The following is a 20,291-nucleotide window of genomic DNA, read 5'->3' as shown; positions in this document are numbered from 1 at the left end:
CACTCCTGTTATTTTGCGATCATTTAATAATCACAAACTTTCCGGTTTGCGTTTTGCCATCTTCGGTTTCCACCACAAAGATGTAAAGACCAGGCGCAATTTCCTGTCTGTTTTTGGTTAGCATATCCCAATCGAGGCTGCCGTCGAATTCATTATCATGTTCAAGGGTTATGACGTTTTCGCCCGCCAGAGTGAAAATGTGTATTTTGCACTTAGAGGGCAGGTTTGTAAACTGCAATTTACGTACGAAATCATCGGTTTCCCAGCCGGCATGAACCATGTATGGATTGGGCACCACTTTAACTTTTTTCAGATCATCCTTCTGCACTGAACGCACATTGGCTACATTGCCTGTATTCACCATAAATCCATCACCCCGTTCAAAGGGCAAACGAACGGGCACAATGAGCGAGTCACCGGGTTGCCAGTCCACATCAGCCGGTAGCGGTTTGCCATCTTCATCCACATCGCCATCTTTGATCCAGTTAAATTGGAACAACCAGGTCTGCCGGTAGGTGGGATCGTCCGGGCTTTCATACACATGGTTCTCAAACACAAAATACTTTACTTCACGATCAAATTCGGTGAATTTTCGGTTTGGTTCCCACAATTTGGCTTTACGGTTGGTAACCAGATTCCAGACCTGAAAGGGAATGCCATATTTGGGCTGGGTCAGAGTTCTGTCGGAATACACTGTATCGGCATTGTCCCCCTTAAAAACAATGGCATAGCGGGCACGCGTGGCATTGGCTGGCGTGATGGAAGCGAGAATCTGGTAGGTACATTTCGAGTTGGTCGTCCAGTATGCTTCATCCGATTGAATACTGATCTCTTTAGCCATGGTCACTTTAAGGCGCAAGCCATCAAAGAGCAAAAACTTATTTCCCTCAGTCTGGCCCTCTTCATTCCATTCCTGACTGTCTTTAAAGAGGGTGTCTGCAGTAGCCATATCGATAATATCAAAAGTTTGCGAACCGGGGATGATGTTTGTATTTTCCGGCGGATTGCTGTACTGGCAATCAAATGCAATCTGGTAAACATGGCCGGTTACCTGTTTGGGATCGATCACTTCCACCGTAAAATCACCATTACCAATGGTGCCTTCCATGCGTTGCACTTCCAGGTCTGAAAGTTCAGTATTGCTGGGCGGTCTGTGCGGAATGGCTTTAACAATGTGCGGCAAATTGGTACTATTGGACAAAAAGTTCTCCAGAGAGGGGATGTCAAAATTCAGCCCCTTTGTGCTACCTAAATTGTCCGGATCACGCAAAGGATCGTTGGGGACATAGCCGCGGTCATAGGCGCAAACAGCGTACAGATATTCACGCCCATTTTCCACATCAGTATCTACATATTTAAAAACCACCCCGGAATTGTCGCCTAAATAACGGTGCGGGGCCACCGGATCATAACCTTCAATATCATTTTCCAGGTCAAATTGGGCCAATGGTTCCCAGTAGGTTGTTTTGGACTCTTCATCAATGATTTTGGTGCCCCAGGTTTTTCCATTGTCTTCACTACGGTAAATACGGAATCCTTCAAAATCCTGATAACCGGTAATCACATCTTTATCTTCAATAGAAACCGCATCCCAGTAAAGCGTTACCTCCTGATCGCCTTCTTTAGCGATGACGTTAGGCGCTTTGGGAGGTCTTGCTCCCTGATAATTGTTATCATACATCAATTGTGCAATTTTAGCATTGTTTTCCAGGTCCTGCTCATCTTCGCCCATGATGACACAAAAAGAAAATGGCACGGAATCACCGGGCGCCATGCTAAACGGTCCGGAGCCCATAATGAAAACGCAATCCAGGCCTTCCGGATATTCATAGAGCAGCCCCTCGATGGAATCGAAGCGTGGATTTAATTTTCCGTAGCCCACTTCGGTTCGCAAGGGGTGGAAATAATAGGTGGAATCGTAAACCGACAGATTGGTGGTATCGCCGGCTAAGATTTTGTATTGAATTTCTTCTTTATTCTTAGCCACAGGAGTTTGCCCGTCGCCGGACCAGGGCCCCTGGGTCGGATGGACATCGCGGGCGCCTGGGCGGAAATACCAATCAAACCAGTGCCAGCTTGTCAATCCTAATTTGTCGCCCTGAAAAATGTCAATACGTCCATCTCCATCCAGATCGATATCTTCAGTGGCCGTAGGGGTATCCAATAATTTTACAGCCGTGTAGGCTAACTTTTTATCCCCAACAAAAGGGTTATTGTGATCGCCGTCCAGATCGTAAATGTAACCAAAGTTGTAATCCAGATTGTAGCCCATCATATCATCGTCGTTGGTGCGCCCCACATAAGAGCCATTAGCCAGGCGATTGTAGGAGTCCACATCAAAATAAAAACCGGCGTACATATTCTCGTAATGATAGGGAGACTCATTTACCAGGACCATTCGAAAAAAGATGATATCTTCCGAAATACTGGCGCCATAGGAATATCCAGAGACTTTAGCCCGGATTCCAATGGGATATCCCTGAGTGGGATCAATATCTCTGGTTGCCAGGCGATCATCAAATTCAAAATAGATGTCCTGATCAGAGACAAAAACGCCTTCTAATTGTTTGGTAGAGTCAGCCGGGTCTGTAGCCCATGGCCCTGGCCAATGCCGTTCCTCGTCCGTTCCGGGCCAGGTATCGGGGATGTTGCTGGTGGCAATTAAAGGATATTGATCCTCCGGATTGGTGTACAGGCCTAACTTTCCATAGTATTCACCGGCTGTGGCCAGCGGATTATGCAAGCGGATTCGATGATCTTCCACCGCTTCCCAATCGGTGCGGTTCAATTGCGGTGTTCGATCGAACCAGGATTCAGAAACGGTTGGCCCCCAGTATGTCGTATCTGTGCCAAAGGTCTGAAAGTCCTGTGTTTTCACATTAAACTGTTCTTTAGGCCCCACGGCCCATGGGTAGGGGTTACCGTTTTTATCTTTCCCGGGAATGCCTACGACCAGCGATAAATTGGAGATGTACTGGAAATCGCCCCACAATCCCTGGGGAGAGGCCGTTCCGGAAAATATGCCGTAGTTTTCGACGGCAATTTTAAGTTTACCTTTATCCAGATAAGCACGCGCTCTGTTGAGTAATGGATCGCTTATCGCGGTCTTTTTAGCTAATGGCGATTGTTTTGGAATTTCTTTAGCCTGTAAAACAAAACCGATCATTATTAAGACAATTAACAACTTTTTCATAATCTTTCCCACCAATACTCTTTGTTAAAATGCAATTTCTAACGAAAAATCGATCTGACGTCTGCGACCATAACGATACGGTTGATCCCACAGCGTTCTGGAAAACCAACCCATTTGAATCAACTCATTAATTCTGGGCCCGGGATCATTGGCTTTACCCGTTTCCGGATAGATGTCAATGGGATTTTTCCAATCGAACAGGTTTTGTACCCTGATTCCAAAGATAAGATTGAAACCGGCCACCGAGAAGAAACGCCGGAAATTGAAATTGGTTGTTAGATTCCAGGGCCCTCGTTCAGAATTGGTTTCGCCTGCCACATTACCGATAACCGGCGTGTACGGCGCACCGCTCATGGCCAGAAACATCAGGTCAAAACTGGTTTTTTGCAAGGGGAATAAGCCCATAATTCTCGGCCCTTGTTTATCATGGAATCGATAAGAATACATCAAACTGAAATCATGCGTACGATCATAAGACATCAGGATCTCCCGCTTGGGCATGGTGCGAGGAGTATCCGTTTCTCGATACCCTTCCCATGGGTCTTTGCGATTGGCCGTAGCTCTGGACAATGTGTATTGTATAATCAGGCTAGAATTAGCGCCTCTGCGGCGAATGACCACATCCATGCCCCGCGCCGTGGCGTAATCAGTATTTAAAAAGATGGTGTAAGAATAGGGAAACTGCGGAATGCGTTCCGTTGAGGTCAATCCCGAATATTCCTTGGACCAGCCGATGACCTGAGCAATAATATTGTCCGTTATTCCCACATTTAAACCAAACTCATAGGCCGTCATTTTTTCCATGCTTAAACCAGCGTTGCCCACCAGCGGCGAATAGGTTTTCAGGTCACGATTTGGATTGATGTATTTATTGCGATAGGTAGGGGTTTGCGTAAACTGCCCGTAGCCAAAAGTAAAGGTGGCATTTTCGGTAATGACATGCGAAAAACTAATGCGCGGGCTGTACTGTACTTCCCAGCCAGAGTCAACCAATTTACGTTCTTCAGCTGTGGCATAAGGATTTTTCCAGTACTTAGCATGGGCATTTAACATATCCACGCGCATCCCCAGGTGAATGGTCATATACTCATATTCAAGCAAATCCTGTACATAAAAATACAGTTCTTCCGGATGGCGTTTGTATTTTTCTATATAGGGCGTTAACAACCAGGGTAATTGAATTTCATCAATAAAAATGGTATGTCTGCGGTAATCCGTACCAATTTTTAACTGATGGTGCTTGGTCACCTGGCTTAACAGGTTAATGATCGCCTCGTATGTTTCAGCATAATTGGTGTGATAATAGCGATCATGTCCTTTAACATAGTATTCAAACCAGTAAGGATTGTTTTCCCAGTCCTCATCATATCCCGGCCGCTCATATTCATCCGGTCCTAAATAGCGGCCATTAATATCGCCATTATCGGTTACGCCGATGAACATTTTCTGAAAGAAGCGAGAAATTCTCACATCATAAAATGTACTTTTTGAGAGCTGATGGTTAAAGGTAATCGCCTGGCGGTCGGATGTTTGCGTGGCAATATTTCTGCCCGCCTCATAGTATTGATAGGGATAGTTGGACAGATTAGCCGATCGGAAAATGGTCTTTAAATTCCAGTTGGAAAAGGTAAACTTCATGGAATTGCCAATCTTCCAGCTCAATTTCCCATACAAATCCCAGCTGTATCTGAAGCCCATCTGGTGCCAGCCGGCGATAGTATCCAGCTTATTCAGAAAGCGGTTATGCTCAGAAAATTGATCCTGGGTTTTATCATAAGTTATATAATCAAACTCGTAAACGCGATAGGCAGAAGCTAACCGACTACCAGTGATGATAAAGCGTAACTTTTTATTGGTGAATGGAACTGGTCCGCCAAAGCCTCCTGTTACTTCCCGATAATCTCTTAGATAATCTTGTTTTAAAGGAGCTAGACGCAGACGGGATTCTGGATCGACAGTAAATTGATGTAAATTCATTAAATTAGCAGGATTGGATGTGTAAAAGCGCAAATTCCCTTCATATTTTTCCCCGCCATCGCGCGTAATGATATTGATCATACTGGAAAGAGCGCCGCCATATTCGGCATCGAACACACCGGTTTTCATATCCACCTGTTCCACAGCAAAATCATTCAATTCTGTCCAGGAATATTTGGAACCGTAGAAGGGATTGACGATGTACGTTCCATCGATGGTGTAGCCGATTTCGCCGGAGCGACCGCCGCGCACGTGAATTTCTTCAATGCCCCGGTCCTCAAATCCGGCAATGCCCTGCACGCTACTTTCGATCTGAACCACACCAGCCTGCGCTACCACCAGGTCTGAAAAATCCTGTACAGGCATAGATTGAATCTCATCAGCCTGAATGGTAATCTTCTTGGCTGTTTCATCCTTTTGAACTTTAAATGGTGTGGCGGTAACAACAATCGTTTCCCCTTCGACAATTTCCTCAGTCATCGGGAAATTGACCACGGTAGTCTGATCCAGGATAACCTTAACACCTTTATGCTCAATTTTTTTGTAACCGACATAGACGGCTATGATGGTGTACGTGCCAACCGGAACATTAATGATATAAAACTCACCATCCGCATCGGTAGAGGCACCAATATTAGTGCCCTCCAGATAGACATTCGCTCCAACCAGAGGCTCTTTCGTGTGGGCGTCAAAAACCTTACCGGCAATCTTCCCAGTAGTACCAGCTATGATTGACGAGATTGTAAAAAGGAGAGACGTAATAACAATACTCAGGCGTTCCATAATAACTACCATACCTTTTTCTTAATTTTCATAAGTTCTTATAGATGTGAAGATAAGAAAAAAGCAGGAAGCCGTAGCTTCCTGCTACATATAAATATTATTTCATCAATACCATCTTCTTAATTTCAACGCCTTTCTCAGTCTGAAATTTGTAGAAATAGACACCAGAAGCCAGATTCTTTGCGTCAAATGTGATTTGATATTTTTGATCTTTCACAACCTGCCCCTCGAATAATGTGGCTACTTTCTGGCCTGCGGTATTAAACACCGCAAGAGTCGCAAATTCATTTCTCAGAGGCGTAAATTCAATGGTCGTAGTAGGATTAAACGGATTAGGATAATTTTGCTCAAGGGCATAAGCACGAACGACTTTTGCGTCTTTTTCTACCGCAGCCGGTGGGTTAAACTGGCTGGTCTCCCCAATCCACACATCGTTCGGCAACTCAATGTAGGCATCGGTAGATGGATTACCTACCGTAGTATCCGCCAGACAGTACGAGAACCAGATTTTTCCGTAATCTCCACGAGTATTTTGATTGGCGGAATGGATAGACATACTCAACTCATATTCATCCAGAGAAGGAGAGTCTGTACAATTGATGGGATCAGAAAAATAATCGCCCCCATCAACTGAATGGGCTGCATAGACATCGGTTTTGAAGGTAGCATCTGAACCATACGTTTCCGGATCACTGTATCTATTGAATTGCGTAACCTGTACTTGATTGTGACGGCGGTCTAACCAGGTGGCATAAATATTGCCCTGTTCATCCCGGCTGATCTGGCATTCGGAATCAAAGAAGTAATTGGACATGCCCGAAATCTGGTCGTCCCCCTGCCATATTCCATTGTTGTAAGCAATTCGTGAACCAATCCAGCTTCCTCCTTCCGGTTTTCGAGCCAGCAACACACCACTGTATTGATAACTCGGGTACCAGCCTCCATTGCCAATAGCACCCCACATAGAGTTAAAGGCCACGTAGATTGTATTATTATCATCCACCATCACACTCATATCAAAATTAGTTCCAGTAAAGGCAGGGCCATCATACCACACGGTATCTCCTGGTGCCGGAATATCCCAGATAATCATCTTTTCAGAGGCGCGAATGTAGCCAGGTATTCCCAAATCGGTAACCATGCCAACTGTATCCCAGTCAGACCAGGTAACGCCAAAATCATAAGTTGTAGCATAGGTTACAAACAAAGAATCATAATAGTATCCGGAATCGGGATTATGCCAGCCCAAATGTCCTGGCCCGGCAATCACGCCAAAACCGCTGGAATTCATGGCAATGCCACAGCGCGGTAAAGTAACTACATAAGGATCAATCAAAACCGGATCATTGCCCACGTCCCAGCCATAGGTCCAAACAGTGGGGTCGTCCGGGTCTGAGTAAGCTGTCATGATATTTTTGTGATTTTGTTTGCCATAGTTTTGTTCTTCAGGGTTTGAATACCAGGTTTCATAGACGCCACACCAGTGGTAGACACCGTTCGCATCTTTAACCACAGTGACCGCGCCGTTCCACAGGCGATTTACTTTGTAGGCGAGCAAATCATTTAAATCCGGGTCCAACCAGCCTTGATCCATTAGAAAATCCGGTGTGGTCCAGATACCTCCATTGTCCAGCCAGGTGCCATACTCTGTAATCATATAAGGATGTGACTCTGCCGGAACGGTTTGTACATCCCCCGAAATGTACTGATTAAAGAAAACAAAGGGATATTCCAGAGCCGAAACACTGGGGTAGCGACCGCCAATGCCTCCTAATCCGGCATTGAGTTCCGTGCCATCATCACCGGAATAGATGTAAGCTGTATTGATCCCTGTTGACAAACCGGCGCTAACATCCACTTCGGCGGCACAGATATCACGAGCACTACCATTTTCATCTGACATCTCACCGCGGTAACCGACTAAGACAACATCCCGAGAATCTCCTGTTTGCACATCAGTGCCAGCCCAGCGATCCAATTTTCTGGTCATCGAATTTAACCAACCATAGCCATTACCAGAGCGATCCAGATAGACATTGGTTGCGCTGGCCGTTCGTTTCATCAAGCCCCTCTGGCTTGCTTTTTTTTGAGCAACCGGATATTTAGCATAAGGGATAATAGGCTCCACCGGAGTCTCTGAAACTGTTTTTACCACATTTGAGACCTTGTATTTAGCCATTTTAGCCTCAGGGGCAATCGGTTTTTGGCCTGCGTAAAGCAGTCCGGTTATTAATAAAACACAAATTACAGAAAAAAGACGACGCATAACTCCTCCTCCGAGTTATTTTATTGAACTTACCTTACATTTATCTCATCAATACCATTTTACGCGTGGTAAAATGGCCGTTGACATTAAGGCGATAAAAATAAACGCCCGAAGCCAGTTCGCTGGCTTTAAAAGAAACTTTGTACAATTGATTGGCCGTCACGGGCTGATCAAAAATCTTACCGATTAAACGGCCGTTTACATCATAAACAGCAAGGACCGCTTTACCCGATTGCTCACTCTTGAATTCAATTTGAGTACTGGGATTAAAAGGATTCGGATAATTGCGCAACAGGACATGATTGACTGCAATTAGCTGCTCTTCATTTTCGATACCTACTCCTGAATCCGGATAGCTAAAGGCTTCGCCAACCCACACACGATTGGTGCGATAGGTATAAGCGTCCGGATCGCCCTGAGCAACCTGTTCATTGGGATTGACTTCGCAATAAGCGAACCAGGTTGTTCCATTGTTCCGCGAGGAAGCCCGACGAACGGCTTTAAGTTCATACTCATCCACATGTTGTGTTTGGGTGACATTCATTTTCCATGTCCAGGTCTTGCCGCCATCGATGGAACGGGCCGTAAAAACATCGGCTTTTAACAAAATACCTTCATTCGGGTTGTTGTAACGACTCTTTTCTGCAGGTTCTACATTTTTACTGGGTCGATCTAACCAGGTCAGATAAATGGCTCCATTTTCATCAATGGAGATATCGGCTTCTGAATTAAAAAAGAAATTATCTTCGACTTCTTCGCTAAATTCATCGCCCACAAAAAAGCCGTTGTTAATGGCCACATGCGAGTCTTTGAAAGTTTGACCTTCATCCGTACTGATTCCCAAATGCAAACCGCAATATTTGTAATTACGGTAATAGCTATTTTCATCGGCCCAGGGCCCCCAGGTAATATCGAAGGCCGTGTAAATTTTATTGTCTTCTGTAACCAGCACATCCACAGAATGGTTGTTGGGAATGGCCACATAGGCCGGGCCTTCATAGATTACCATGGTCGTGTCGTTGGGGTCACCTGGATTAGCAGGCACATATACCGAATCGTCCGCTGTAATCTCTTCTGGAATTCCAAGTTCAGCCCAGCTAACTTCCCTTACATCTGACCAGGTTTTGCCGTAATCATGGGTGATCATGACCATTAACCGTAATTCGCTAAGATAAAACGTATTGCCCGGATGTGGGCCGGCATGCCCCACCCCAATACAGGCTCCAAACCCGCTGGTGTTCATTGAGATAGCTGGATAAATAAAAAAGTTCATGGTGTCAATGACCGTTGGATCGGTATCGATGGTCCAGCCAAAAGTGGGGTCATCCGTTTCGGCATTGAGTAAAACATATTCATAGGGCTGACTCTCGCCTTCGATGGTCCAATTACGGTAGGCACCTAAGTAATGGTAATTTTCATCCTCCCCTTTCACAATTTCTACCGGTCCGTTCCATAAACGATTCTGAGCAAAGGTCCAGTGCTGATACCCTTCATCCATCCGAAAGGAAGGCGTCCAGGCGCCACCATTTACGCCGTAGGAACCATAATCGGTAATCAAATAAGGATCCGAGAGCGCAGGGCTGGATTGGGCATCTCCCGAAATGTACTGGTTAAAATGGACGAACGGACGATCGATCGCCACGGCTCCAGGATAACGCCCGCCAACAGTACCTTCATACAGGTCCTGATTTAATTCCACATGGCGAAAAAACTCGCCATTATCCAGACCATTAGAAACATCAATCGTTGTGGCTCCAATAATTCCGGTGGCGGGATTCGCCAGAATATATTGCCGATAGGCCGCCAACACAAAATCTGCATCCACATCCAGGGCGTCAATGCCTTCAAAATGATCCACAGAACGGATCGCTGTGTTTAACCAGCCAAAACCATTGCGCGAAGAATCAATCTTGACCAGGACTGAGTTGTCTGTGTACAGTTTTGCTGCCGCCATCGGTTTTTGAAGAGGAAGAACGGGATGCTCACTACCTGGAATAATCTGGTTTGATTCCTTAGAAGCCCATTCATCATGGAAGGTTACTTTTTGTATGTGGGCTCTGAAAGATTTGTATTTGGCGATCTGTTTTGGAAGGCCTTTAGCCTCAACCGTAACAATAAAAAATAGGACTACGAATAAAGTTGTAACAAAACGCACGCTCTCTCCTCCTTTTTCTTATGACACTTTTAATAAGATTATTACTAATCTGCAAATAATAATATGTTATTTATCACATTTTGCACAATAAAAAATGATTTTCCATTTTCTCCGGCCGATTAAATAATTCTATTTTTTTCCCCCTTTTACCAGTTTGCTCTTACAACGATCCGAAACGGCCAGAGAATCCCCTCAATTGTTTTTAACCACTTATTAATCTTTATAGCTCTAAATTAAAAAAAAGATAACCACAAAATCAAATATGGGAAAAATTTTTTTGATTGGGTCTAAAATATTGTAAAGTATTTTGGGGGAAAATGATAAAATTGAAAACTATAGCTATAAGGGAGAATGACCAGGTACTATAAGTTGCCTTAGTGCGGGCATTTGCTTATTCCAAAAATCTTGATCGTGTACGCGTTTACCTTTCTTTCAGTTTCTTTGTCAACAAGATTTGAGAAAGATCAACAACCTGTTCGATTAAGTCATGGGCCGCGTTTTAGAGCAAACCGGATGCTTTAAAAGGATCTATGGATAGGGGGATTTATTATTAACGCAAAATTTCAGGATAAACCATAGCCATCTTGTTCAGGTCTTCGTCGCTTAAATAGTCAAATTCAATGCCAACGTGATAGGTTTTATCGGTTTTAGGCGTACAATTTTTAATGGTACCGCGGGCCTTGACAACATTTTCCCCCAATCCCACCGTCAACTCAATTTTACGACCGAGCTCCATCGCATCAAACGATTCAATACTAATACCCGTGCGGCTGATGTCGATTGTTTTAACCACACCCTGTAAAATAACCTGATCTTTGTCATCGAACAACTGAAACGCCAACAGGTTTTCTGTTTCCAGTCTTTTTGCACTACGGCCGCTGAAATCCAATTTAAACCTCCTGCTTGTTAAATTGAAAGAACGGTTTTAATGCTTCCGGAATCTTTTCTTCCGGGATGTGAATATGTTTTAGTTCTTCCAGAATTAACTCTATTTTGTTTCTATTCTTGCTTTTTCTATTCAGATACAAATACAAATGATCCTTGTACCGGACCAACCCTCCGTTAAAAAAGCCCCGATCATAGCGTACCGTAATCGACAGCTCCTGCAACAATGTCAGAAGTTTCTCCAGGATCTTTTCTTCATTCCGTTTATCCAGATTGTTTATGGTACCCACTGTTTCATTATTACCTGTTTAATTTCACCTTACAAGTATTGCTCTAATTTGCGTTGTTTTAAGAGATCGACCACCTCTTTCACACGCTGCGAAGCATCCTTGCGACAAATGAGAATGGCGTCGTCCGTTTCAACCACAGCCAAATTATCCACATCAATCAGGGCTACCAATTTTTTGGGAGCATAGATGAAATTGTTTTTAGAATCGATCACCACATTATGCGCTGCTGTCAGGGCGTTTTGTTTTTCATCCTTATCAGAAATGGCGTAGGCCGCCTCCCAGGAGCCCACATCATTCCAGGTAAAATCGGCTTCGATGATGTAAACAGACTGAGCCACTTCCATGATGGCATAGTCAATCGAAATAGACTTTATGCGCATGTAAACATCCGTTATGGTTTCTTCCTGGTTGTCTGTGTTGAGGCTTTGATAAATGCGTTCAAATCCCTGAGCCATCTCCGGCTGATGTTTATTGAACGCATCCAGGATGACACCGGTTTTCCAGACAAACATGCCGCTGTTCCACAGGAAATCGCCGCTTTTTAAAAAAAGCTGTGCGGTCTCTAAATTGGGCTTTTCGGCAAAGGTTTTAACCCGATACACAGTACGATTGTTTAATGTTGCAACAGGCTCTCCACGTTGAATGTACCCGTAACCTGTTTCCGGATAGGCCGGCGTGATACCCAGGGTCACCAGCGCATCATTATTCTGGGCATATTCCACCGCAGTTATTATGACATCGTGAAACACATCGATCTCTTTAATTAAATGGTCCGCGGGCAAAATGACCATCGGTTCCTGTAAAGAGGCCTTTTTACGCACAATGGTTGCAGCCAGTCCAATACAGGGCGCTGTATTTTTGCCGAACGGTTCGGCCACAATGTTCTCGGTGGGAACTTCGGGAATTTGTTCGTGGATCGGCCCTTTTAATTCCTGGTTGGTAATAATAAGAATATTTTCATCGCTGGTTAAGTCTTTTACACGCTCGTAGGTCAGACGAATCATGGATTTATCGCCTGCCAGATTTAATAATTGTTTGGGGAAATTTTTTCTGCTTCTGGGCCAAAAACGCGTACCGACTCCCCCGGCCATTAGAACAATATGCATTGAATACTCCTATGTAAAACTTGCACTACTCGTTAACCCGAACATATTGAGTTACACTGGATGCCACTAAACTAATAAATTTTTACATTAAATTAAAGCAGACTTTAAAGAGCGTTCAGCTTTTTCAGCCATCTTTTCGCAACACGATTATTTTTTTCCAGTTCCAGAACGGTCTCGAACACACGTCTGGCATTTTCGTATTCCCCTTTTAAATAATAGGTTTCCCCTAAATTGTTCAGCGCACCGATGTATCTTGGTTTGAGCGTAAGGGCTTTAAAAAATAAACGAATAGCCAGGTCGTAATTACCGAGCTCTTTGTGCAGGTAGCCCAAATTGTTCAGGGCTTCCGGATAGTCCCGCTCATAGGTAAGCGCCAGACGAATGTGTTTAAAAGCGCTGTCCAGATTCCCCTCGTAATAATAGATTACGCCAAGGTTGTTGTGAGCCTTGGCATAAGTAGAATCCAGGCGCAAAACCTTTTTGTAGCCCTGAATTTCTTCAAAAAAGTCATTGCTTTTTTCTGCATTTTCCGTAAGAGAAAAAACTTTCCAGTCCAATTTTCCGGCTAAAATTTTGTTAACCAGATTGAGATTCTCTCTGGCCCGTTCAAAATGCGGATTCAACGCAAGCGCTTTTTCAAAATTACGTTTAGCCTCCTCAAAGCGATTGAGATACAAGAGCATGTATCCGGCATTATTGAGCGCTTCGTAGTAGGTGCTATCTAAGCGGATTGCTTTTTGAAAATAGTCGAGCGCCTGCTGAAACTGGCCGAAATTTTGATAAGCCACGCCCAGGTAGTTGTACACATCCGGGATGGTATCTGTGTAGTTCATTACTTTCAGCCAGCTTTCAATAGCCAGGGTGTCATTTCCATTGGCATGCCAGCGAATGCCGGCGGCGATCAGGCTGTCCACCTTCATTTTTACATTTTCCTGGCTAACCCGGGGCTGCACCTGTGGTTTGGCTTTTTCTTTGGGCTGAAAGACCGCACAGGCGGAAATAAAAAAGGTGAGCATTAAAACATAAATACAACGCATGGTTCCCTCCCACGCTTAAATGGTACAGATTACTCATCTGTTTAAGATGATGTGGCCGACAAAAACGACATTTGCCGCTCCTGTTAAAAATAGTCGACCCTCTTTTTGGCTAACTTTAAGATTTCCGCCTCGGGTTTCAATATTCAGTTGCGGTTTGGATTCATCATACTTTTCCCAGAACAATAGGGAACAGGCTGTAACACCGGTGCCACAGGACAGAGTCTCCCCTTCTACGCCCCGTTCAAAGGTTCGCACACGGAGGGTATTGGGACTAACCCGATAGAGTACGTTTACATTGGTTCCCTCCCGGCCAAACAGCGGATGGGCGCGCAACCGGCGTCCAAGCAACTCAAAATCTTGCAAATCAGGTTCTCTGCTTTCCAATACCAGGTGCGGCACACCGACGACTTTAAATCCGAGCGGTAAAATTCCGGATGGCAATTCCAATGCTTTAAGGTCTACATTCATCTGCCTTTGTTCAGAGATTAGAAGTTCTACTGTAATATGGCCTTGCTGATTAAAATAATAGGTGTGAAGGCCATCATCGGCTTCGATGGTATTTTCATGTTTTTGATCGCACACGCCCATGGTCAGCAGATATTGGGCCACGGCCCGTAAGCCATTACCGCACATTGCACCGCGCTGCCCATCGGCATTGAAAAAATGCATCCGGGGAAATTTAACCTCCTTCAAAGCCACAAAGATCAGGCCATCGGCACCGATCCCAAAGTGGCGGTCACACCATTTTTGAATAATGGCTGGCGTTATTTCGTTTAACTGCGCATCGCGGTCATTGATCACAATAAAATCGTTGCCGGTAGCTTGTAGCTTGGCAAAGGGAATTATTTTTTTCATGGCCCTTCTTTTGTTATGGGTATGCTGAATTTGATTCCTGAGGTTTCCCAGCGTTTTCGAACGGTTATGGTGTCGGGATACAGGGCAAATGGTTCACAAAATTGAAAGGGCAGCAAACGTCCGCTATCGAATCGGCCATTGCTGTTTCGATCTTCGTAACCATGTAACCGGTACTCTCCTTCGGGTACATAAGGGAAATAGAATCGATTGCTGTTCCGTAAAACCGTCTTTAAAGTCAATCTTTTACCCGATAATTTTTGCAATGTTAACACAAGTGAATGAGCCGGATGCTCTTCTGTAACCGTACCGCTCACCTGTCCCATTTCTTTAGCCGAAACAACAAAAAAAGTAAATGCTGAAAGTGAATCAGCCGGCGGCTGCCCCCGGAAATCGTGTACCTCCTGCCAGTTAAAGTGCACCACATACTGAGAATCTGGTTTTAATAATACATCCGGCACAAAGGCGCCATCAAACAACGAATACCTGTGCCAGGCGCCGGGCACTTCTTGACCGGAAGGCAAAACCAAGCTGAAATGTTCCATCCATTCCTGCCAGCGAATGGGCAGCGAAAATTTAAAATAGATTTTGCTCTCTGGCCTGACATTTTTGGCGCTATCCTGCGGAAAATATTTGACGATCTTTAAACGCGTGGTATCTTTCTTTGCCGAGCCTTTAAAGTCATAATTCAGTTGATCGCTTTGCCGATTTCCGCTACTGTCCTTAAACTGGCTAAAATGGATGGAATAGGTTTTTGCGCTATCCATGGATTGGGTTAAGATGTCCAGCCAATTATCGTTTTCCGGATTTCTGCCCCAAAAAGTAATGGGCACATCCTGCTGATTTGCACTATCCTGAATCTGCACGGAAAACGTTGAATCCAGAACCACTGGTTCGCTGAAGCGCACACGCACCCAGTCCTGATACAGGGCACGGACAGCAATCACCTGCGGGGCAAGGGTGTCAAATTGCGCCAGTTTGAGTCCGATTCCCCGAAAATTGTGATGCACAGAATCCAGACAGACATCCTGGTAGCTCAAGGCAAAGCGTTCGATGATGGCATCGACCACCAGGTTGTGATTTCGATCCTCCACAGCCAGCAGGCGGTAGCAGCCATTTTTTAAGAATTGAAGGGCAAAGGCGCCGTCCTCGCCGGTTTGTGAAATGTAATCCGGCTTTTGCTTAAAGGGATCAAAGGCCTGCGAATCGGACAGCAAATAGGCAAAAACATTGAAGGTTTCTCCGGCTTTCAGGTCGTACACTTTTCCGGATATCTGCCCTTGATCAATGCTATCGCCTGTGGAAAAGGCCAGAATAAAACTCTGGGCCATCTTATTATTTCGCAAATCCTGGATTCCACTTCCCACCGTAAAAACATAGGTTTGATTGTTCTTAAGCGCCTCATGAAAACGGATGAGCAAAATTTTCCCTCTTTTCCACTCGCTGGAAAACTCGAGAGGCGGAGAGAGGAATAAATTGTTGCGCTCACTGCCCTCTTTCATGGCTTCAGAAAAAGTAAAGCGGATTTCTTTTAAGTTTTGAGAAACATGCACGGCCCCGGGCAAAAGCGAACTCTGCACAATTTCCGGAGGCGTTCGGTCTACAGGCCCACCAGAAGGCGGTCCCTGAACTGCACAGGCCAGAAGGTTAAAAATTAATAAAAGAAAAATTCCTCGTTTCAAGACCGTTCTCCATACAATGCTTTGGTAATATAGCAGCAAATTACTATTCAAGGCAAAGGAAATGTAAGGCAGCATTCGGAAAGTTAATCGTTGGCTGGTTGAAACAAATTTCAATCCGCGTTTGTTCCAGGTGAGGTTAAGAAAGCACAGCTACTGGTCAGGTTTTTCCCTCCGCCCCCACTGCGGTAAAGGCAGATTGAGGGTGAGAACAAAAAAACCGCCGTACGGCGGTTTTAGAAGACTATTTTTTCTCTTTAATTCTGGCGGCTTTGCCACGCAATTTGCGCAGATAATAGAGCTTGGCGCGACGCACCCTTCCGCGACGCAAGACCTCAATTTTGGCAATTCTTGGCGAATGAATGGGGAAAATTCTTTCCACGCCAATGCCGTTTGAAATTTTGCGCACGGTGAATGTTTCGTTTATGCCGCCACCTTTGCGTTTGATGCATACTCCCTGAAATACCTGAATCCGTTCTTTATTCCCTTCGATAACGCGCACATGTACGGCAACCGTATCGCCGGCTTTGAATTCAGGGATATCCATTCGTAATTGATTGGCTGTAACCTGATGTAAAATGTCCATGGTTCTGTCTCACTCTTTTTATTTAATTGATTTCAAATATTTTTCGTACAAATCCGGGCGACGCTGACGCGTAATTTTCTCACGCATCTTTTGTCGCCATTCGGCAATTTTTTGATGGTTACCGGAAAGAAGTACGTCCGGAACCTTTTTGCCCTCAAAAATATCGGGTCGCGTGTAATAAGGCGCATCTAGCAAATCATCCGAAAAGGAATCGGTCCAGGCTGAATTGATGTCCTTGATCACTCCCGGCAGCAAACGCACAATAGCATCTACCATCACCAGAGTGGCCACCTCACCGGAACTGAGGATGTAATCGCCAATGGAGATTTCATCGATTTCAAAGAAATCGTGAATGCGCTCATCGATTCCCTTGTAATGCCCGCACAAAAAGACCAGATGCTCTTTTATGCTCAGTTCGGTAACCACCGGCTGTGTGAGCACCCTGCCTTTTGGCGAAGGCATGACAATGTGCGCCATTTTTACATCCTGCTTTTCAAAGATCTGTTTCAGGGCCCGATAGAAAGGCTCAATTTTGAGCACCATGCCTGGCCCGCCGCCATAGGGATAATCATCGATGGTGCGGTGCTTGTCCGTTGTAAAATCGCGCAAATCATGGATGTGAATCTCCACGGCCTGCTTGCGCTGCCCCATTTTAATAATGCTCTCGTTCAGGGGCTGCTCCAGAATCCTGGGAAATCCGGTTATAATATCAATGCGCATATCAAAGATCGAGTAAACCTTCCATCAAATGAATGGTCATGGTTCCGGCTGCCCGGTCTACTTTTTTAATGACCTCTTTTATAGCAGGCAACAACAGTTCTTTACCTGCCGCTGTTTCTACCACATAGACATCATTTGCCGAAAAGGTCAGCACATCCTTCACCACACCGTGATAGACGCCCTGCTCATCGAACACTTTTAACCCCAGTAAGTCATGGATGTAGTATTCATCTTCACCCAGCGGGGTCAAGTCTTCCCTGGCAATGTAAAGGTATTGATCGCGAAGCGTTTCCGCCTCTTCAATACTATTTATTTCGCTAAATTTGATAAAAACAAACCTATTCGATAAACGTACCTGTTCTATCGAATAGGCTTGTTTCTTATTTTCTTTTTCAATGTAGACTCGTTTTAAGTCTAAAAAGTGCTCGGGAAAAGAGGTAATAATTTCCACTTTAACCGAGCCATCGATGCCTTGCGGCTTTAATACCTTGCCAACAACAAACATTCTCGTTTATTCGAGAATTTCCAGAACAGCACGTTTTCCTTGCTTTGCAGAAGCAGCTGCCAACAAAGTCCGTATGGATTTCGCAGTCTGGCCTCGTTTACCAATCACCTTGCCCAGGTCGCCTTCGCCAACGCGCAGTTCATAAACTGTTACACGCTCACCTTCGACCTCTGTTACCTGAACTTCATCAGGCTTGTCAACCAGATGCTTGGCGATGAACTCGACGAAATTTTTCATATCCACAATACGTCCCTCCGTTTAGTGAACTCATAACTGCTGTTAACTATAATGCTTACTAATAATTATAGCAAGATTCTTCGCAAAAAACAAGACTTTTATGCTTCCTGAGCCTCAGAATTTGTCTGTTCGTCGGCCGGAGCTTCTGCTGTCTGCTCCTCTTTAGCTTCTGCCGCTGGTTCTTCTTTTGTTTTAGCCTTTGTGCTGGCTTCTTTCTGTACCTTTTTGGCTTCTAAACGTTTTTGACGTTCTAATTGGAGCACTTCCCACTTTTTGAACTCTTCTTCAATCTTTGCTTCATCAGCTCCATGCTTCATCAAATCCCATTTTAACCAGATTCCTTTGTGACGCAACAGATCCTTTACAGTTTGCGTAGGTTGAGCACCGTTTTGTAACCAGTAGAACACGCGGTCTTCTTTGACCTCAACGGTCGCCGGTTCTGTTAATGGGTTGTAGGTACCCAAAGTCTCAATAAAACGTCCATCACGCGGTGAACGACTATCAGCTGCCACGATGCGGTAGAATGGCCTTTTCTTTCTTCCCATGCGACGTAATCTAATTCTGACTGCCAAGTTAAAACCTCCAATTATTTTTTGTTAACCGATTCCGAAGGGCATTCCGCCGAGTCCCCGGAATGATTTTTTATTCATTTGTTTCATCATTTTCTTCATCTGCTCAAATTGGCGCATTAAGGCGTTGACATCCTGCACCCGCGTTCCACTGCCCATGGCAATCCGCTTCCGACGGCTGCCATTTAAGATGCGCGGATTGCGCCGTTCTTCCAGAGTCATTGAATTGATAATAGCTTCCACCCGCACCAAATTTTTTTCGTCAACCTGTGCGTTTTTCAACTGACTCCCTACCCCAGGAATCATCTTTAAAAGCGACTCCAGAGAACCCATTTTTTTGATTTGCTGCAATTGATCCAGAAAGTCTTCCAGATCAAATTCTGCCTTCCGCAGCTTTTTTTCTAATTTTTCGGCTTTTTCCCGATCAATGGTCTCCTGGGCTTTTTCAACCAGGGTAACCACATCGCCCATGCCCAGAATGCGCGAGGCCATGCGATCGGGATGGAACTGCTCGATGTCGTCTACTTTTTCACCCACACCGATAAACTTGATCGGCTTACCGGTAATGGCCTTGATAGAAAGAGCGGCACCGCCGCGGGCATCGCCATCCATCTTGGTCAGGACAACACCGTCAAAATTTAATTTTTGGGCAAATTGCTGGGCGGTGTTAACCGCATCCTGCCCGGTCATGCCATCGGCAATGAACAAAATTTCGTGTGGACGGATGCGATTCTTTATCTTGACCAGCTCTTCCATCATCTGTTCATCGATGTGCAAACGACCGGCCGTATCCAATATGACCGTGTCGAGCATCTGCTGACGGGCCTGGCTGATGGAATTAAAAGCGATCTTTACCGGATCGCCCGCGCCTTCATCGTACACCGGCACATTGATGCTGCGGCCCAATATTTTTAATTGTTGAATGGCTGCGGGACGATACACATCCGCGGCCACCAGCAAGGGTTTACGATTCTTCTTTTGCAAATATTTAGCCAGTTTGGCAGCAAAAGTGGTTTTACCGGAGCCCTGCAATCCGGTTAACATGATGATGGTCGGTGGGATGCCGGCATTCCGGATGGTAGCCGTCGTCCCGCCCAACAAACGCACCAGTTCATCATGCACAATTTTGACGATCATCTGCCCGGGCGTAACGCTGCGCAGTACTTCCTCGCCAATCGCTTTCTCTTTTACCGAGGCTATAAAATCTTTTACAACTTTGTAATTGACATCCGCCTCTAACAGAGCCCGGCGTATCTCTTTTAACGAATCGTCAATATTCTTTTCGGTCAGTTTTCCGTAGCCGCGTAACCGCCGAAACGTCGATTCCAGTTTAGAAGTTAGTTCTTCAAGCATAGCCTACCGACATCAATCCAATTTTTATTATGACCGCTAAATGTAATTAATTTTGTTCACTTTATCAAGATTATTTGTTAAAAAATGTAATTTTTTTT

16 protein-coding genes are annotated in these 20,291 nt (G+C 44.9%); all 16 read right to left on the bottom strand.

Annotation, left to right across the window (positions count from 1 at the left end; all coding sequences use genetic code 11):
• Window positions 1–19: 19 nt before the first annotated feature.
• Window positions 20–3,193 (bottom strand): hypothetical protein, encoded by a 3,174-nt coding sequence (locus tag ACWB0I_RS04895; RefSeq protein ID WP_479386918.1) that lies wholly within the window; start codon window positions 3,191–3,193, stop codon window positions 20–22.
• 24 nt (window positions 3,194–3,217) lie between these two features.
• Entirely contained in the window at window positions 3,218–5,965 is a 2,748-nt protein-coding gene (locus tag ACWB0I_RS04890; protein ID WP_479386917.1) for a TonB-dependent receptor, read from the bottom strand.
• Between the two features lie 85 nt (window positions 5,966–6,050).
• Window positions 6,051–8,219, bottom strand: a complete 2,169-nt coding sequence (locus tag ACWB0I_RS04885; protein WP_479386916.1) for a T9SS type A sorting domain-containing protein — start codon at window positions 8,217–8,219, stop codon at window positions 6,051–6,053.
• A gap of 40 nt (window positions 8,220–8,259) precedes the next feature.
• A complete protein-coding gene (locus ACWB0I_RS04880) occupies window positions 8,260–10,374 on the bottom strand; it encodes a T9SS type A sorting domain-containing protein (protein ID WP_479386915.1) in 2,115 nt (704 codons plus the stop codon).
• A 550-nt stretch (window positions 10,375–10,924) separates the two neighbouring features.
• Entirely contained in the window at window positions 10,925–11,263 is a 339-nt protein-coding gene (locus tag ACWB0I_RS04875; RefSeq protein ID WP_479386914.1) for a PilZ domain-containing protein, read from the bottom strand.
• 1 nt (window position 11,264) lies between these two features.
• On the bottom strand, window positions 11,265–11,549 hold the full coding sequence (locus ACWB0I_RS04870; protein WP_479386913.1) for a hypothetical protein: 285 nt from the start codon (window positions 11,547–11,549) through the stop codon (window positions 11,265–11,267).
• A gap of 29 nt (window positions 11,550–11,578) precedes the next feature.
• Window positions 11,579–12,655, bottom strand: a complete 1,077-nt coding sequence (locus ACWB0I_RS04865; RefSeq protein WP_479386912.1) for a mannose-1-phosphate guanylyltransferase — start codon at window positions 12,653–12,655, stop codon at window positions 11,579–11,581.
• A gap of 104 nt (window positions 12,656–12,759) precedes the next feature.
• Window positions 12,760–13,692 (bottom strand): tetratricopeptide repeat protein, encoded by a 933-nt coding sequence (locus ACWB0I_RS04860; RefSeq protein WP_479386911.1) that lies wholly within the window; start codon window positions 13,690–13,692, stop codon window positions 12,760–12,762.
• 33 nt (window positions 13,693–13,725) lie between these two features.
• Window positions 13,726–14,547: a diaminopimelate epimerase gene (gene dapF, locus ACWB0I_RS04855; RefSeq protein ID WP_479386910.1), complete on the bottom strand. Its 822-nt coding sequence runs from the start codon at window positions 14,545–14,547 to the stop codon at window positions 13,726–13,728.
• Window positions 14,544–16,226, bottom strand: coding sequence for an Ig-like domain-containing domain (locus tag ACWB0I_RS04850; protein WP_479386909.1), 1,683 nt, complete (start codon window positions 16,224–16,226; stop codon window positions 14,544–14,546). The genes dapF and ACWB0I_RS04850 overlap by 4 nt, the downstream gene beginning before the upstream one ends.
• 241 nt (window positions 16,227–16,467) lie before the next feature.
• The gene (rplS, locus tag ACWB0I_RS04845; RefSeq protein WP_479386908.1) at window positions 16,468–16,809 is read right to left on the bottom strand and encodes a 50S ribosomal protein L19; all 342 of its coding nucleotides are present in this window, start codon (window positions 16,807–16,809) and stop codon (window positions 16,468–16,470) included.
• An 18-nt stretch (window positions 16,810–16,827) separates the two neighbouring features.
• Window positions 16,828–17,529 (bottom strand): tRNA (guanosine(37)-N1)-methyltransferase TrmD, encoded by a 702-nt coding sequence (gene trmD, locus ACWB0I_RS04840; protein WP_479386907.1) that lies wholly within the window; start codon window positions 17,527–17,529, stop codon window positions 16,828–16,830.
• Window position 17,530: 1 nt separating this feature from the next.
• The gene (gene rimM, locus ACWB0I_RS04835; RefSeq protein ID WP_479386906.1) at window positions 17,531–18,034 is read right to left on the bottom strand and encodes a ribosome maturation factor RimM; all 504 of its coding nucleotides are present in this window, start codon (window positions 18,032–18,034) and stop codon (window positions 17,531–17,533) included.
• A 6-nt stretch (window positions 18,035–18,040) separates the two neighbouring features.
• Complete coding sequence (locus ACWB0I_RS04830; protein ID WP_006928831.1) at window positions 18,041–18,271, bottom strand: KH domain-containing protein; 231 nt, start codon at window positions 18,269–18,271, stop codon at window positions 18,041–18,043.
• 98 nt (window positions 18,272–18,369) lie between these two features.
• The gene (rpsP, locus tag ACWB0I_RS04825) at window positions 18,370–18,843 is read right to left on the bottom strand and encodes a 30S ribosomal protein S16 (protein ID WP_479386905.1); all 474 of its coding nucleotides are present in this window, start codon (window positions 18,841–18,843) and stop codon (window positions 18,370–18,372) included.
• Window positions 18,844–18,867: 24 nt separating this feature from the next.
• Window positions 18,868–20,193 (bottom strand): signal recognition particle protein, encoded by a 1,326-nt coding sequence (ffh, locus tag ACWB0I_RS04820; RefSeq protein ID WP_479386904.1) that lies wholly within the window; start codon window positions 20,191–20,193, stop codon window positions 18,868–18,870.
• Window positions 20,194–20,291: the final 98 nt, after the last annotated feature.

This window comes from Caldithrix sp. (genome assembly GCF_056497305.1).
The sequence above is the reverse complement of the archived record's forward strand: the minus strand, read 5'-3'. Positions and strand labels throughout refer to the sequence as shown.